The sequence below is a fragment of the Rhodococcus sp. MT28 genome (assembly GCF_058792695.1).
On sequence record NZ_JBXAFD010000014.1, the window covers coordinates 60805 to 73801 of the forward strand.

Consider the following 12997-nt stretch of genomic DNA (forward strand, 5'->3'; position numbering starts at 1 on the left):
CGATGGTCGGCGCCGGCGGCGAGCGCGCGGGGGAATCCACGTATTGGGGACCGGATTTCGGTGAGCTTGCCACGGCAGACCCCGAGATCGCGGCTGTTGCGCTGGCCGAACTCGAGCGTCAGCGCGACGGACTTCAACTCATCGCGAGCGAGAACTTCACCAGCCCTGCCGTACTGGCTGCCTTGGGTTCGACCCTGAGCAACAAGTACGCCGAGGGCTATCCGGGTCGGCGTTACTACGGCGGGTGCGAGTACGTCGACGTAGCCGAGAATCTGGCGATCGATCGGGCAAAGGCGCTGTTCGGCGCCGAGCACGTCAACGTCCAACCGCATTCGGGGGCCACTGCGAATCTCGCGGTGTACGCCGCATTCGCCAAGCCCGGCGACACCGTATTGGCGATGAGTCTGCCGCACGGTGGGCATCTGACTCACGGGTCTCGCGTCAGCTTTTCTGGGCAGTGGTTCACCACCGTTCCCTATCACGTCGATTCGGCCACCGAATTGATCGACTACGACGAGGTTCGCACCCTGGCTCTGGCGCACAAGCCGAAAATCATCGTCGCCGGCGCGACCGCGTACTCCCGCACCATCGACTTCGCAGCCTTCCGCTCGATCGCAGACGAGGTCGGTGCGATCCTGTGGGTCGACGCCGCCCACTTCATCGGACTGGTGGCAGGCCGGGCGATACCTTCGTGCGTTCCGTACGCCGACGTCGTCTCCGCGACGACGCACAAAGTCCTCAGAGGCCCGCGCGGCGGAATGATCCTGTGCCGCAGCGAGCATGCCTCGGCTGTAGATCGCGCGGTGTTCCCCTTCATTCAAGGCGGCCCGATGATGCATGCGATCGCTGCGAAGGCGGTTGCCTTCAAGGAAGCGTCGACGCCGGAATATCGTTGGTATGCACAGGAAGTGGTTGCCAACGCATCGGCACTCGCGCAGTCGTTGGAAGCTCGCGGCCTGCGCACCGTGTCCGGTGGAACCGACACACATCTGGCGCTTCTCGACCTGCGCGCAAGCGGTGTCACCGGAGTCGACGCCGAGCGTAGGTGCGGACTGGCTTCGATCACGCTCAACAAGAACGCGATTCCGTTCGATCCGCAGTCGCCCGCCGTCACGTCCGGAATCCGCGTCGGATCCGCGGCCGTCACGACCCAGGGTTTCAACCGCTCCGACATGAGCGTGGTGGGGGAGTTGATCGCGCGCGCAGTTGTCGCGGACCCCGCCACCACGTCAGGAGAGGCCGAGTTGGCAGCAGTTGCCGACGGCGTTCGCGAACTGGTCCGGGCAAAGCCTGCCTATGCCCGCCAGACGGGTGATCTCGAGCAGTGATCACTTCCTACGAGGCGACCACGTATCTGGCACAGGGTGGCGGGGGAGCGGGTGTTCCCATCCGTGAACTTTTGCTCGTGCTGTGTACGGCGGCGGTGGTGACCTACCTGGCGACTGGCGCAGTCCGGTTGTTGGCGCTGAGGTTCGGCGCTGTCGCGATTCCTCGTGATCGGGACGTTCACGTCGAGCCGATTCCGCGCCTCGGTGGCGTCGGAATGTATGTCGGCATGGCTGTCGGTCTGCTGTTCGCGCAGCAATTACCCGCGCTCACAAGAGGTTTCGGCTTCGGCAGTCCTGACGTACACGCTGCGCTCGTAGCTGGCGCCGTCATCGTCCTCGTGGGTGTGATCGACGACAGGTGGGGCCTCGACGCCCTCACTAAATTTGTCGGTCAGGTGACTGCTGCCGGCGTTCTCGTGGTGATGGGCGTCAGCTGGTTCATCATCTACAACCCGTTCGGCGGTGACGGTGGGTCCACCATCATCCTCGATCAGATTCAATCCGGACTGTTCACCGTTGCTGTTGCCGTCGCGACCATCAACGCCATGAATTTTGTCGACGGTCTCGACGGATTGGCCGCCGGGTTGGGTCTGATCGCGGCGCTCGCCATCCTCATCTTCTCGATCGGTCTTCTCCACGATCAGGGCGGCGACGCGAGTGTCTACCCGCCGGCGATGATCGCGGCGGCTTTGGCAGGCGCTTGTCTCGGTTTTCTTCCACACAACTTCAATCCGGCGCGCATTTTCATGGGCGATTCCGGGTCGATGTTGATCGGTCTCATGCTGGCCGCGATCTCCACCAGTGCATCCGGTCGTATTCCGCTCACTGCCTACGGAACCCGCGACCTCGTCGGCCTCCTCGCGCCGTTGTTGCTGGTCGGGGCTGTGATGTTCATCCCGATGCTGGACATGCTCCTGGCCGTGATCCGCCGGACGAAAGCGGGCGTCAGTCCGTTCAGTCCGGACAAGATGCACCTGCATCATCGCCTCTTGCAGATCGGACACACGCACCGACGAGTTGTGCTGGTCATCTACCTGTGGGTCAGCGTCCTGGCGTTCGGTGCCGTCGGATCCTCGCTGCTCAATCGTCAGCTGGTTGTTGTACTCGTCGCGGCCGGTTTGGTTCTTGCGTTGTTCTTCACTGCGGTGCCTTCGCTGATCGATCGCAAGCAGCAGCGTCGCTAGCCAAGTTTTCCGATCCATTACCCTTGGGCATCGTGACGAACACGCCGCAGCCTGTACCTGCCTCGCAACCCATCCCTGATTCGACCGCCGCCATGAAGTCGGCCGTGAAGTGGGGTGTGATGGGGCTGATCGCGCTGGCCGTGGTCGGCGCGCTCCTGGGCGGGCTCTTCGCCGGTAAGGAAGGCGTCTACGGCGCTTTGATCGGCGCAGCCGTCGGCGGCGGGTTCATCCTGTTCACGGCGCTGGGCGTGCTGCTCACAGCGAAGTTGCCTGCGCTCACGGCCGGTGCCGTTCTTCTCGGCACGTGGCTGCTGAAGATGATTCTCGCGATGGTTGTTCTCTTTGTCCTCTCGGACATGGATTTCTACAACAAGACCGCTCTCGTCCTGGTCATCATCATGTCGCTGGTCGTGGTGCTCGGCGCGGAGACATACGGCGTTCTCGGAACCAAAATTCCGTACGTCGATCCCACTCCCAGCAGCAACGTCGACGACGACGAGTAGTACTACAAGAGGTAACTAATCGGACTTCCAGGTACCCCATCTACACAATGTCGTAGATGACTTGATAAGGTTCGGTTCAAGCGAGAGCAATGGTGGGCCGAGTAACACTCAGCCGACGATGCCATGTGCTCGCAGGTGGTCGAAATTCTGACCACTGAGTCGACGAGAGTCGCCGACACCGACAGACGCCAGGCCCCTCTAGGGTTCTCCAGCTGCTGACGAATGCGCGAGTCGAACTTGTCGACTTGTAGATCGTCAATGTCCGATCGAACCGCAGTCAATGATGGCTGCGGACCGACTACGGGAGAGAACGCTGAGCGTCACCACCCTGGCCGCGGATGAATTCCATGCGCCGTCACTAGACGATTTTTTCCCGCCCTCCGTGTTGATTCACGCGGGCCCCTTCGAGCTCGACCGTCTGATGCTGATTCGTCTGCTGATGTCGGTGCTGGTCGCAGCCTTCTTCGTGATCGCGATGCGCAGCCCTCGATTGGTTCCCCGTGGGATGCAGAACGCCGCTGAGCTTGCGCTCGACTTCGTTCGTATCAACATCGCCGAGGAGATCCTGGGCAAGGAACAGGGCAAGCGCTTCCTGCCGGTCATCACGACAATCTTCTTCATCGTGGTCGCCAGCAACCTGGCCAGCATCATTCCTTTCCTGAACATCTCGCCGAACGCACGAATCGGTATGCCCCTGGTACTCGCGGCGCTCGCCTACATCGTGTTCAACTACGTCGGAATCAAGAAGTACGGCTTCTTCAAGTACGTCAAGAGCAGCATCGTCGTTCCCGGCGTTCCGCTGCCCCTGCACTTCTTGTTGGTGCCCATCGAGTTCATCTCGACCTTCATCCTGCGCCCGTTCACGCTGATGGTTCGTCTCATGGCCAACATGTTGGCCGGCCACATCCTGCTGGTGCTGTTCTTCAGCGCGACGAACTACTTCTTCTTCGTGTCCGGCGGATTCCAGGCGATCTTCGGCGTTCCGTCGATCATCGCCGGTATCGCATTCACGTTCTTCGAGCTGCTGGTCATCTTCCTGCAGGCTTACGTGTTCGCGTTGCTGACCGCGGTGTACATCGAACTGGCGCTCCACGCCGACGAGCACTGACCTTTTACCTCCTCACCAGCTACACCAAGAACTGAGCCTCTTGCCGAATCCGGCAGAGGTCAACAGAAAGGGAATGGAACACCATGAGCATCGCTTACCTCGCTCAGGAAGTTGTCGAGACCAAGTCGCGCGGCTACGGAGCCATCGGCTACGGCCTCGCAGCAATCGGCCCCGGCATCGGCGTGGGCATCGTTGTGGGCAAGGCAATCGAAGGCATGGTCCGCCAGCCCGAGATGGCCGGCCAGGTTCGTACCACCATGTTCCTCGGTATTGCATTCACCGAGGCCCTCGCATTGATCGGCCTTGTCGCCGGTTTCATTTTCTAAGACAGACATGGGAGCCACCTTCGCAGTGCTCGCGGCAACAGAGGAGACACACAATCCTCTCTTGCCCGAGACATACGACATCGTGTGGTCCGCGGTTGCGCTCGTCGTAGTCGGTTTTGTCTTCTGGAAGCTCGTTCTTCCGAAGTTCCAGAAGGTCTTGGCCGAACGCACCGAGCAGATCGAGGGCGGCATCAAGAAGGCCGAAGACGCACAGGCAGAGGCAGCGGCCGCGCTCGAGCAGTACCGCGCGCAGCTCGCCGAAGCTCGTACCGAGGCAGCGCAGATCCGTGAGGAAGCGCGTACCCAGGGTCAGCAGATCATCGCTGACATGAAGGTTCAGGCGCAGGACGAGAGCGACCGCATCGTGGCCGCAGGCCACAGCCAGCTCGTCGCCCAGCGTCAGCAGATCGTCGCTGAGCTCCGCTCGGATCTCGGCAAGACCGCTGTAGACCTGGCCGAGAAGGTCATCGGGGAGTCCCTCGCCGACGACGTGAAGCGCGCCGGAACGGTTGATCGTTTCCTCAACGAGCTCGACACCGTCAGCGCTGATTCAGCCAGGAAGTGAGCAACATGTACGCAGCGAGCCGTGAAGCCTTGGCGCAGACTCGTTCTGCGCTGAGCAGTGCCCTGGGCGCCGTCTCTGCAGGAGCCGCAACTGCTGCTTCTGCTCAGGCTGGGTCCGAGCTCTTCTCGGTGGTCGAGGTACTCGACGGCCAGCGCGCTCTTCGCAGCGCGCTGGCTGACGCTTCGGCACCGGCCGCTGGTCGCCAGGCTTTGGCAGAGCAGTTGTTCTCCGGAAAGGTCGGCGCCGAGGCGCTCGCCACCGTGAAGGCAGCTGCAGGCCAGGACTGGTCTGCGGCCCGCGACTTGGTCAACTCGCTCGAACTGCTCGGACGCGAAGCTCTGCTCCGCGCCGCAGCCGATCAGAGCCAGTTGGACACCGTTGAGGACGAGCTCTTCCGTCTCGGTCGCATCGTGGCAGGGGATCCCAGCCTGGAGCAGACGCTCTCGGATCTGTCGGTTCCCGCAGCCCGCAAGCGTGAGTTCCTCTCCCGCTTGCTCTACGGCAAGGTCACCGCGGTCACCGAGGCACTCGCCGGACAGGCTGTCGGCCGGTTGAAGTCTGCACCCGCAGACACTTTCGATCAGCTGTCGAATCTTGCCGCAGCGCAGCGCGATACCACCGTTGCTCACGTTCGCAGCGCCTCGGCGTTGAGCTCGGAGCAGTCGGATCGCTTGGCGAGCACTCTTACCCGCACCTACGGGAAGCCGGTAGCAGTGCACGTCGAGGTCGATCCAGAACTCCTCAGCGGCTTGGTCGTCCGGGTGGGCGACGAGGTTATCGACGGCAGCGCAGCGGGTCGACTCGCAGCACTGCGGAAGAACCTCAAGTAGTCCTTCAGCCGAACACATACTCCAGATCTTTTCGAAGACCAGACACCGAGAGCAGGAAAAACATGGCGGAGCTGACGATCTCCTCCGACGAGATCCGTAGCGCGATCGACAACTACACCGCGAGCTACTCCCCGGAGGCCTCCCGTGAGGAGGTCGGCACAGTGACCGACACCAGTGACGGCATTGCGCACGTCTCTGGCCTGCCTTCGGCTATGTCCAACGAGCTGTTGGAGTTCCCCGGTGGAATCGTCGGCGTCGCGCTCAACCTGGATGCCACCGAAATCGGTGCCGTCATCCTTGGCGATTACCAGAACATTCAAGAAGGCCAGGAAGTAAAGCGCACGGGCGACGTTCTGTCGGTTCCCGTCGGCGATGCTTTCCTCGGCCGCGTCATCGACCCGCTGGGTGCGCCCATCGACGGCCTCGGCGAGATCGAGAGCACCGAGAACCGTGCACTCGAGCTCCAGGCCGCTTCGGTGCTCGAGCGCCAGCCGGTCGAAGAGCCGCTCCAGACCGGTATCAAGGCTATCGACGCCATGACCCCGATCGGCCGCGGCCAGCGCCAGCTCATCATCGGCGACCGCAAGACCGGCAAGACCGCGGTCTGCATCGACGCCATCCTGAACCAGAAGGCCAACTGGGATTCCGGCGATGTCAACAAGCAGGTGCGCTGCATCTACGTTGCCATCGGTCAGAAGGGTTCCACCATCGCGGGCGTCAAGGCTGCCCTCGAGGAGAAGGGCGCGATGGAATACACCACCATCGTTGCTGCTCCGGCATCTGATTCCGCAGGCTTCAAGTGGCTCGCACCGTACACCGGCTCGGCCATCGGCCAGCACTGGATGTACCAGGGCAAGCACGTTCTGGTCGTGTTCGACGACCTGACCAAGCAGGCAGAGGCGTACCGCGCCATCTCGCTGCTGCTGCGTCGCCCGCCGGGACGCGAGGCTTACCCCGGTGACGTCTTCTACTTGCACTCCCGTCTGCTGGAGCGTTCGGCGAAGCTGTCCGACGCACTCGGCGGTGGCTCGCTGACGGCTCTGCCGATCATCGAGACCAAGGCGAACGACGTCTCGGCTTACATCCCGACCAACGTCATCTCCATCACCGACGGTCAGGTGTTCCTCGAGTCCGACCTGTTCAACAAGGGCGTTCGCCCCGCGATCAACGTCGGTATCTCGGTCTCCCGCGTCGGTGGCGCTGCACAGACCAAGGGCATGAAGAAGGTTTCCGGTTCGCTGCGTCTGGAACTGGCTCAGTTCCGTGAGCTCGAAGCGTTCTCCGCCTTCGCTTCCGACCTCGACGCTGCCTCCAAGGCTCAGCTCGAGCGCGGCGCCCGTCTGGTCGAGCTGCTCAAGCAGGATCAGTACAGCCCGATCCCCGTCGAGGACCAGATCGTCTCGATCTACCTGGCCGGCGAAGGCATCTTCGACAGCGTTCCGATCGGCGACGTCCGTCGCTTCGAGAAGGAACTGCTCGAAGACCTCAAGCACTCGGCTGCTGGCGTCTACTCCAGCATCAACGGCGGTAAGGCACTCGATGCCGACAACGCTGCTGAGCTGATCGCCGCGACGAACAAGTTCAAGGAAGGCTTCATCGCATCCGACGGAAGCCGGGTCGTGAACGAAGCCGAGGCTGACGCTTTGGGCGCCGACGAGGTCGCGAACGAGCAGATCAACGTCAAGCGCAAGACCGTCAGCAAGTGACGTACGCGCCCATGACACTGCGAATTCCGAAGGGAGAGTGATTGATCGATGGCGAGCATTCTCGAATTGCGGTCTCGTATCAAGTCGGTCAACTCGACCAAGAAGATCACCAAGGCACAGGAACTGATCGCGACTTCGCGTATCACCAAGGCTCAGATTCGCGTCGCCGCGTCCAAGCCATATGCCGAGGAGATCACGAAGGTACTCACCGAATTGGCGAGTGCGTCTGCTTCGCTCGATCACCCGTTGCTCAACGAGCGTCCGGAGCCCAAGCGGGCAGCGGTCCTCGTTGTCACCAGTGACCGCGGCATGTGTGGTGGCTACAACTCCAACGTCCTCAAGCAGGCAGAAGAGCTCATGGCTCTCCTCCGCAGCGAGGGCAAGGAGCCGGTCGTGTACGTGCTCGGTTCCAAGGGGCTCGGCTACTACACGTTCCGCGGCCGCGACATCGGTGCTGCGTGGACGGGCTTCTCGCAGGATCCGGGTTACTCGGATGCCGCGAAGGCCAGCCGCCACCTGGTGGAGCTGTTCATGGCTGGTTCGGGTAACCAGGTTGCCGCTCCGAACGGTGAAGGCACGATCGAGGGCGTCGACGAACTCCATATCGTCTACACCCGCTTCGTGTCGATGCTGACGCAGACTCCCGAGGTTCGCCGTATGGCTCCTCTCGAGGTCTTCGTGTCGGAAGAGCGCATCGAACTCGGTGACGACATGCTGACCAACGGCCACGACGACGACCATGACAATGGCCCCGTCGCGGACTTCAGCTTCGAGCCCGAGCCCGAGAAGCTTCTCGGCGCTCTTCTCCCGAAGTACGTCAGCACTCGTATCTTCTCGTCGCTTCTCGATGCTGCGGCATCGGAGTCGGCAGCCCGTCGTACTGCCATGAAGGCCGCGACGGACAACGCAAACGAACTGGTGAACACGTTGAGCCGTCAGGCCAACCAGGCTCGCCAGGCCCAGATCACCCAGGAAATCAGCGAGATCGTCGGCGGCGCCAACGCGCTCGCCTCGAGCGCAGGAAGTGACTAGCACATGACCGCAGCAGTAACCGAAAACAACGGGGCAGGTTCGGCTTCGGCCGTAGCCGGCCGCGTCGTGCGGGTCATCGGTCCCGTCGTGGACGTTGAATTCCCGCGTGGCGCTGTTCCTGAACTGTTCAACGCCCTGAACGCCGAGATCACGCTTCCCTCGGTCGCCAAGACGCTGACGCTCGAGGTTGCACAGCACCTCGGTGACAACCTGGTCCGCACCGTCTCCATGCAGCCCACCGACGGCCTCGTCCGCGGCACTGCAGTGACCGACTCGGGCAAGCCGATCTCGGTTCCCGTCGGTGACGTCGTCAAGGGCCACGTGTTCAACGCCCTGGGCGATTGCCTCGACACCCCCGGCCTCGGCCGCGACGGCGAGCAGTGGGGCATCCACCGCAAGCCACCAGCCTTCGATCAGCTCGAAGGTAAGACCGAGATCCTCGAGACCGGCATCAAGGTCATCGACCTTCTCACCCCGTACGTCAAGGGTGGAAAGATCGGCCTGTTCGGTGGCGCCGGCGTCGGCAAGACCGTTCTGATCCAGGAAATGATCACGCGTATCGCTCGCGAGTTCTCGGGCACCTCGGTGTTCGCAGGCGTCGGTGAGCGTACCCGTGAGGGCACCGACCTCCACCTGGAAATGGAAGAGATGGGCGTCCTCCAGGACACCGCCCTTGTCTTCGGCCAGATGGACGAGCCGCCCGGAACGCGTATGCGCGTCGCCCTGTCCGCACTGACGATGGCGGAGTACTTCCGCGACGTCCAGGGCCAGGACGTTCTGCTGTTCATCGACAACATCTTCCGCTTCACGCAGGCAGGCTCCGAGGTTTCCACCCTCCTCGGCCGTATGCCTTCGGCAGTGGGCTACCAGCCCACGCTGGCGGACGAGATGGGTGAGCTCCAGGAGCGCATCACCTCGACTCGCGGTCGCTCGATCACCTCGCTGCAGGCTATTTACGTGCCCGCCGACGACTACACCGACCCCGCGCCGGCTACGACGTTCGCGCACCTCGATGCCACCACCGAGCTTTCGCGCCCGATTTCGCAGATGGGTATCTACCCCGCTGTGGATCCGCTGAGCTCGACCTCCCGCATCCTGGAGCCCGGCATCGTCGGTGCCGAGCACTTCCGCGTTGCCAACGAGGTCAAGCGCATCCTGCAGAAGTACAAGGAACTGCAGGACATCATCGCCATCCTCGGTATGGACGAGCTTCAGGAAGAGGACAAGGTCCTCGTCGGCCGCGCCCGTCGTATCCAGAAGTTCCTCGGCCAGAACTTCATCGTTGCCGAGAAGTTCACCGGTGAGCCCGGCTCCGTCGTGCCGCTCCGCGACACGATCGAAGCCTTCGACCGCGTCTGCAAGGGCGAGTTCGATCACCTGCCCGAGCAGGCATTCAACAGCTGCGGTGGACTCGACGACGTCGAGGCTGCAGCCAAGAAGATGGCCGGGAAGTAGTCCACGATGGCTGAGATGACCGTAGAACTCGTTGCCGTCGAGCAGCGCTTGTGGTCTGGTTCGGCGACGCTGGTCAGCGCTCAGACCACCGAGGGTGAAATCGGAATCATGCCTGGGCATGAGCCGGTCCTCGGCCAGCTGATCGAGGGCGGAACCGTGTCGATCACCTCGGTCGACGGCGAGCGTATCGTTGCTGCGGTACACGGAGGATTTCTCTCCGTCACTGCGACGACGGTGACGATCCTTGCCGAGTCCGCGGACATGGCACAGGACATCGACGTCGAGGCAGCCAAGGCTGTCTTGGCCGAGAACTCGGGCGACCTCGAAGCGATTGCGGTCGCCAAGGGTCAGCTCCGGGCCGTCGAGCGCGCGTAAGTTACTCGAGTAAAGCCGCGACGGGAGCCGACGAACAGTGACATTCGGAATGACTGTGTTGATCATTCTGGTTGTGCTGCTCGCGGTTCTCGTCGCGGCTTTTCTGTATCGTCTGCTGGTTCTGCGTCGCGGCGGTACCGCTGCACTGCTTCGTGTTCTGCCATCTCCGGGGGACAGCGGGTGGCGTCACGGAATCATTCGCTACGGCGAAAGCACCTTTGTCTTTTTCAAACTGTCGAGTCTGCGGCCGGGCCCGGACTCCAGGATCGATCGTCAAGGTATCGAGGTCGAGAGCCGTCGTTCTCCCTCGGGTACCGAATTCGACATCATGAGCGACGACATCGTCGTGGTCAAGGTCAATGACGGCTCGTCGGCCTACGAAATCGCTTTGGACAGTGGAGCATTGACAGCGTTCCTGTCCTGGGTGGAATCGCGGCCGGACGGGCGCGCCCGTAGGCGACGCACCGCCTGACCGGTCCCGCTCAAGCCCCGGCGCCGGGCTTCCAGAGCACATCGCCTTCAGGATTTGCCACTCTTCCCATGATGAAGAGCAGATCCGACAATCTGTTGAGGTATTTCGCGGGGAGCACGCTCGTGTCCTCCGGGTTCGCATTGATGGCGGACCAAGCCGCACGCTCAGCACGCCGCGAGACGGTTCTTGCTACGTGAAGCAGGGCTCCCAAGGCGGTTCCGCCCGGCAGAATGAACGAATTCAACGGTGCCAGTTGCTCATTGAGTTCATCGCACCATCCTTCGAGTCGATCGATGTAGGACTGAGTCACTCGTAGCGGCGGGTACTTCGGGTTCTCGACCACGGGGGTGGACAAGTCGGCCCCTGCGTCGAAAAGGTCGTTCTGGATCTGGCGCAGCATTGCGAGGAGATTCTCCGGGGGAGTGCCGAGGGCAACGGCCACACCGATCGCTGCATTGGTCTCGTCGCAATCCGCGTAGGCGATCAGACGCGGATCGTTCTTGGACACGCGGGAAAAATCGCTGAGGCCCGTGGTCCCGTCGTCGCCGGTCCGGGTGTAGATCTTCGTCAGGTGAACAGACATAGGGCTACGGTACCGGCGCGGTGCCGACGAGGTTGTGGCTCTAGGCTGTGAACCGTGAGTGAGCACTTTCTTGTGACCGGGGGTAACCGCCTCGAAGGTGAAGTACTGGTGGGAGGGGCCAAGAACAGTGTGCTGAAGCTGATGGCCGCGGCGCTGTTGGCCGAAGGCACCACTGTCGTGACCAACTGCCCGGACATTCTCGACGTACCGCTGATGGCGGACGTTCTGCGAGGTCTGGGCTGCGAAGTCGAACTCGAAGATTCCGAAGTGCGGATCACGACGCCGGCCGAGCCGAAGTATCACGCTGACTTCGATGCGGTGAAACAGTTCCGAGCGTCAGTGTGTGTTCTCGGTCCGCTGGTCGCGCGTTGTCGACGCGCTGTTGTTGCCTTGCCTGGCGGTGACGCCATCGGTTCGAGGCCCCTCGACATGCACCAATCCGGGCTCCGCCTGTTGGGTGCGCGCAGCGAGATCGAACACGGATGTGTAGTTGCCGAGGCAGACGACCTGCATGGAGCGAACATCCGCCTGGTCTTCCCGTCTGTGGGTGCAACCGAGAACATCTTGATGGCAGCGGTCCTCGCCCGTGGTGAGACAGTGATCGACAACGCTGCACGTGAGCCCGAGATCGTGGATCTGTGCAACATGCTCAACGAGATGGGCGCCAAGGTATCTGGCGGCGGAAGTTCGACGCTCACCATTCAAGGCGTCCGCAAGTTGGAACCGACTACGCACCGCGTCATCGGTGACCGGATCGTTGCCGCAACATGGGGTGTCGCTGCCTCCATGACCAGGGGTGACGTCCGCGTTCGCGGGGTGAACCACAAGCATCTCGGACTGGTCCTCGACAAGCTTCGGACGGCCGGCGCGGAGGTGACTCCCGAGGTTGACGGTTTCCGCGTCATTCAGCGTGAACGGCCTAAAGCGGTCAATTTCGCAACATTGCCGTACCCCGGATTCCCGACCGACCTGCAGCCGATGGCAATCGGTTTGGCTGCGGTTGCCGAAGGCACGTCGATGATCACCGAGAACGTATTCGAATCGCGTTTCCGATTTGTCGAGGAAATGATCCGACTCGGCGCCGACGCTCGTACTGACGGTCACCATGCGGTGATCCGCGGAGTTCCGGTGTTGTCGAGTGCACCGGTGTGGTCTTCGGACATTCGGGCCGGCGCCGGGCTCGTGCTTGCGGGGTTGGTTGCGGACGGAACCACCGAAGTCCACGACATCTTCCACATCGACCGTGGGTACCCGCGATTCGTCGAGAATCTCCGTGGACTCGGGGGAGTGATCGAGCGGGTGGGCTCCGAATAGGTTCGGTGCTCGGCGTCACACTCGGGTCTATTCGCGATTGGCAGATAGGCGCAACAGTCTGACCTGGCCTTAGCCGGCCAATCGCTGTAGTGACCAGGCGATTTGTGAATTGATTGAAGGTTCGCGTAACTTATTCCAAGTCAGAGCGACACGGACACCGACTCCCACCTGCGAGGGTGAGTGACACGAGGTTGTACGAAGTGCCTGGCGAACACA

At 62.2% G+C, this 12997-nt stretch carries 14 protein-coding genes; 13 read left to right on the top strand and 1 reads right to left on the bottom strand.

The features are described 5' to 3' along the window. The first annotated feature begins 2 nt into the window (after positions 1–2). From glyA to AC1Q6C_RS29760, 12 genes are all read left to right on the top strand, one after another. A complete protein-coding gene (gene glyA / locus AC1Q6C_RS29705; protein WP_030537334.1) occupies positions 3–1328 on the top strand; it encodes a serine hydroxymethyltransferase in 1326 nt (441 codons plus the stop codon). After that, complete coding sequence (locus AC1Q6C_RS29710; protein ID WP_003941359.1) at positions 1325–2512, top strand: glycosyltransferase family 4 protein; 1188 nt, start codon at positions 1325–1327, stop codon at positions 2510–2512. The genes glyA and AC1Q6C_RS29710 overlap by 4 nt, the downstream gene beginning before the upstream one ends. Positions 2513–2544: 32 nt before the next feature. Beyond that, entirely contained in the window at positions 2545–3015 is a 471-nt protein-coding gene (locus AC1Q6C_RS29715; RefSeq protein WP_492666951.1) for a Cg1360 family ATP-synthase-associated protein, read from the top strand. Between the two features lie 280 nt (positions 3016–3295). Then, positions 3296–4123, top strand: coding sequence for a F0F1 ATP synthase subunit A (gene atpB, locus AC1Q6C_RS29720; RefSeq protein ID WP_030537337.1), 828 nt, complete (start codon positions 3296–3298; stop codon positions 4121–4123). Positions 4124–4206: 83 nt separating this feature from the next. Further along, positions 4207–4449 (top strand): ATP synthase F0 subunit C, encoded by a 243-nt coding sequence (locus AC1Q6C_RS29725; RefSeq protein WP_003941327.1) that lies wholly within the window; start codon positions 4207–4209, stop codon positions 4447–4449. 7 nt (positions 4450–4456) lie between these two features. Next, positions 4457–5014 carry a F0F1 ATP synthase subunit B gene (locus AC1Q6C_RS29730; RefSeq protein WP_019749173.1) on the top strand — a complete coding sequence of 186 codons (558 nt, stop codon included), beginning with the start codon at positions 4457–4459 and terminating at the stop codon, positions 5012–5014. A 5-nt stretch (positions 5015–5019) separates the two neighbouring features. Next, entirely contained in the window at positions 5020–5844 is an 825-nt protein-coding gene (locus AC1Q6C_RS29735) for a F0F1 ATP synthase subunit delta (protein ID WP_003941304.1), read from the top strand. A gap of 62 nt (positions 5845–5906) precedes the next feature. Continuing rightward, positions 5907–7550 carry a F0F1 ATP synthase subunit alpha gene (atpA, locus tag AC1Q6C_RS29740; protein WP_007726218.1) on the top strand — a complete coding sequence of 548 codons (1644 nt, stop codon included), beginning with the start codon at positions 5907–5909 and terminating at the stop codon, positions 7548–7550. 48 nt (positions 7551–7598) lie between these two features. Further along, on the top strand, positions 7599–8582 hold the full coding sequence (locus tag AC1Q6C_RS29745) for a F0F1 ATP synthase subunit gamma (RefSeq protein ID WP_003941320.1): 984 nt from the start codon (positions 7599–7601) through the stop codon (positions 8580–8582). Positions 8583–8585: 3 nt separating this feature from the next. Beyond that, a complete protein-coding gene (gene atpD, locus AC1Q6C_RS29750) occupies positions 8586–10037 on the top strand; it encodes a F0F1 ATP synthase subunit beta (RefSeq protein ID WP_003941349.1) in 1452 nt (483 codons plus the stop codon). 6 nt (positions 10038–10043) lie between these two features. Further along, on the top strand, positions 10044–10412 hold the full coding sequence (locus tag AC1Q6C_RS29755; RefSeq protein ID WP_003941287.1) for a F0F1 ATP synthase subunit epsilon: 369 nt from the start codon (positions 10044–10046) through the stop codon (positions 10410–10412). Between the two features lie 49 nt (positions 10413–10461). After that, entirely contained in the window at positions 10462–10884 is a 423-nt protein-coding gene (locus AC1Q6C_RS29760; protein WP_029255703.1) for a DUF2550 domain-containing protein, read from the top strand. A 10-nt stretch (positions 10885–10894) separates the two neighbouring features. Here the strand turns inward: AC1Q6C_RS29760 and AC1Q6C_RS29765 are convergent, their stop codons facing one another. Next, on the bottom strand, positions 10895–11467 hold the full coding sequence (locus tag AC1Q6C_RS29765) for a cob(I)yrinic acid a,c-diamide adenosyltransferase (RefSeq protein WP_030537338.1): 573 nt from the start codon (positions 11465–11467) through the stop codon (positions 10895–10897). A gap of 54 nt (positions 11468–11521) precedes the next feature. On the opposite strand from AC1Q6C_RS29765, the gene murA reads away from it, so the two are divergent. Beyond that, positions 11522–12781: a UDP-N-acetylglucosamine 1-carboxyvinyltransferase gene (gene murA, locus AC1Q6C_RS29770; RefSeq protein ID WP_003941314.1), complete on the top strand. Its 1260-nt coding sequence runs from the start codon at positions 11522–11524 to the stop codon at positions 12779–12781. Positions 12782–12997: the final 216 nt, after the last annotated feature.

What these genes read in the sequence shown, in the direction of transcription:
- glyA (WP_030537334.1), top strand. Translation starts at nt 3, where the DNA reads ATGGTCGGCGCCGGCGGCGAGCGCGCGGGGGAATCCACGTATTGGGGA.
- atpB (WP_030537337.1), top strand. Translation starts at nt 3,296, where the DNA reads ATGATGGCTGCGGACCGACTACGGGAGAGAACGCTGAGCGTCACCACC.
- AC1Q6C_RS29725 (WP_003941327.1), top strand. Translation starts at nt 4,207, where the DNA reads ATGAGCATCGCTTACCTCGCTCAGGAAGTTGTCGAGACCAAGTCGCGC.
- AC1Q6C_RS29730 (WP_019749173.1), top strand. Translation starts at nt 4,457, where the DNA reads ATGGGAGCCACCTTCGCAGTGCTCGCGGCAACAGAGGAGACACACAAT.
- AC1Q6C_RS29735 (WP_003941304.1), top strand. Translation starts at nt 5,020, where the DNA reads ATGTACGCAGCGAGCCGTGAAGCCTTGGCGCAGACTCGTTCTGCGCTG.
- atpA (WP_007726218.1), top strand. Translation starts at nt 5,907, where the DNA reads ATGGCGGAGCTGACGATCTCCTCCGACGAGATCCGTAGCGCGATCGAC.
- AC1Q6C_RS29745 (WP_003941320.1), top strand. Translation starts at nt 7,599, where the DNA reads ATGGCGAGCATTCTCGAATTGCGGTCTCGTATCAAGTCGGTCAACTCG.
- atpD (WP_003941349.1), top strand. Translation starts at nt 8,586, where the DNA reads ATGACCGCAGCAGTAACCGAAAACAACGGGGCAGGTTCGGCTTCGGCC.
- AC1Q6C_RS29755 (WP_003941287.1), top strand. Translation starts at nt 10,044, where the DNA reads ATGGCTGAGATGACCGTAGAACTCGTTGCCGTCGAGCAGCGCTTGTGG.
- AC1Q6C_RS29760 (WP_029255703.1), top strand. Translation starts at nt 10,462, where the DNA reads ATGACTGTGTTGATCATTCTGGTTGTGCTGCTCGCGGTTCTCGTCGCG.
- AC1Q6C_RS29765 (WP_030537338.1), bottom strand. Translation starts at nt 11,467, where the DNA reads ATGTCTGTTCACCTGACGAAGATCTACACCCGGACCGGCGACGACGGG.